Source organism: Poseidonocella sp. HB161398 (assembly GCF_005870025.1).
In the GTDB taxonomy this organism is placed as follows: Bacteria; Pseudomonadota; Alphaproteobacteria; order Rhodobacterales; family Rhodobacteraceae; genus Mangrovicoccus.
Window position 1 is genome coordinate 1 of sequence record NZ_VATA01000214.1, and the last position, 1,542, is coordinate 1,542.

General features: G+C 68.0%; 3 protein-coding genes. 1 reads left to right on the plus strand and 2 read right to left on the minus strand.

The window, feature by feature from the left end:
• Positions 1–210 precede the first annotated feature (210 nt).
• The gene (locus tag FGX59_RS36830) at positions 211–633 is read right to left on the minus strand and encodes a cbb3-type cytochrome c oxidase subunit I (RefSeq protein WP_240722885.1); all 423 of its coding nucleotides are present in this window, start codon (positions 631–633) and stop codon (positions 211–213) included.
• Positions 634–700: 67 nt separating this feature from the next.
• Positions 701–1,156 carry a cupin domain-containing protein gene (locus tag FGX59_RS36835; protein WP_138473471.1) on the minus strand — a complete coding sequence of 152 codons (456 nt, stop codon included), beginning with the start codon at positions 1,154–1,156 and terminating at the stop codon, positions 701–703.
• 87 nt (positions 1,157–1,243) lie between these two features.
• Here FGX59_RS36835 and FGX59_RS36840 point away from each other — a divergent pair.
• The coding region (locus FGX59_RS36840) for a TetR family transcriptional regulator (RefSeq protein ID WP_138473472.1) at positions 1,244–1,542 on the plus strand (299 nt) is incomplete at its 3' end.

Sequence of the window (1,542 nt, forward strand, 5' to 3'; positions counted from 1 at the left end):
GGGCTGGGCTGGGCTGGGCTGGCCGCTGCCGGAGGCGCTGTCCGACGACAACCTCGAGCTCCTCCTGTTTCCGGCAGCGCCCTCGGTGCCGGACCCCGAACGGCCAGTGCCGGACTGGGCACTTGTCTGTCCGGACATGCGAAAGGCGCGCCCCCGGCCGGGGACGCGCCTTTGGAAGGTCTTGGAAGGAGGGCCCGGCAGCCCGGGCGATCAGGCCACCGGTTCGCCGTGCAGCGGCCTGCGATGCTGGCGGCCGCCGACGGGGCTGCCAACGCCGTAGCGCAGGATGGCGGAGAGGAAGGTCAGCATGCTCAGCACCGCGGCCAGCGATCCAGCCTGGGCCAAAAGCTCGCCCCGGTCGAGGATCGCCAGGGCGATCCCGGGGATCAGGAGCGCCACCGCCAGGAGACTCGCTGCAAGATGCAGCACCGCCATGCGGGTCTCAGCGGCGCGGGGCGTCAGCGCGTAGTAGCTGCCGAAGACCGTCATCGCCACGAAGCCGAGAAGCTGCAGATGGCCATGCGCAGGCGAGAGCATGTGGTCATGGGAGGCGGACATCTGGATGCCCCAGAGCATGCCGCCAAGGCCGCAGAGGGCGCCGGCGGCGAAAAAGCATGCGGGAATGGATTTCATGTCAGTCGCTTTCTGGATTGGCTGGCCGGACCGCCGATCTGCGGCAGGCGTGGCGGACGGCCCGGAGTCAGTTCGGGCCGACGATGGTCATGCCCACCTCGCCCGCCTTGGCGAGCACGGCGGCGATATCAGGCGCGGCGGCGGGCGGCAGCTCGGTCTGGCTGTCGGGCAGCGCGGTGCCGATGCCGGTGAAGAACGCCTCGTGCATTTGGCCGGGCGCGTTCAGCACGAGGACCCGCGCCGGCGCCTCGCCCACGGCCCGGAAGGCATGCACGGCGCCATCGGGAATGGCGACATAGTCGCCCGCGCGCGCCAGGCACTCCTCGCCCTCGATCATGAAGCCGATCTCGCCTTCGAGAATGTAGAAGGCCTCCGTCTCGCCGGCATGGTGGTTCGGCGGTGCCCCCGCACCGACCGGGACGGTGCATTCCACCAGGCAGTACTTGCCCTGCACCTCGTCCGGAAAGGCGTGGAATTGCATCAAGATGTTCAGAGCGCCGTATTTGCGGGGCCTGGTCGCCATTTCTTCCTCCTGTGAGCTTGAGTCGCCTCGGAAGGATTGATACCATAGTCCCGTTATAAGACAAGTGTATCATAACGGAGGACTGCAATGACTGCGCGTGCCGGGCGGACGGCCCAGAAGGAACGAACCCGCCAGGCAATCCTGGACGGCGCCCGCACCCTGATGCAGGAGGGCCAGCCGGTCACCGTCGCAGCCGCAGCGGAGCGGCACGGCATTTCGAAGGCCACGGCCTACCGCTATTTCTCGGATGCGGCCGTTCTCGCGGCCGAGGCCGGGCTCGACATCGCCGTGGCGGGCTACGAGGAGATCACTGCCGGTGCCGCGGACCTTCGCGGGAAGCTCCGCGCGATCAGCCTCTATTTCTTCGACTTGTCACTGGCTCATGA

Coding starts and splice junctions, on each gene's coding strand:
- FGX59_RS36830 (WP_240722885.1), bottom strand. CDS start 633: ATGAAATCCATTCCCGCATGCTTTTTCGCCGCCGGCGCCCTCTGCGGC.
- FGX59_RS36835 (WP_138473471.1), bottom strand. CDS start 1,156: ATGGCGACCAGGCCCCGCAAATACGGCGCTCTGAACATCTTGATGCAA.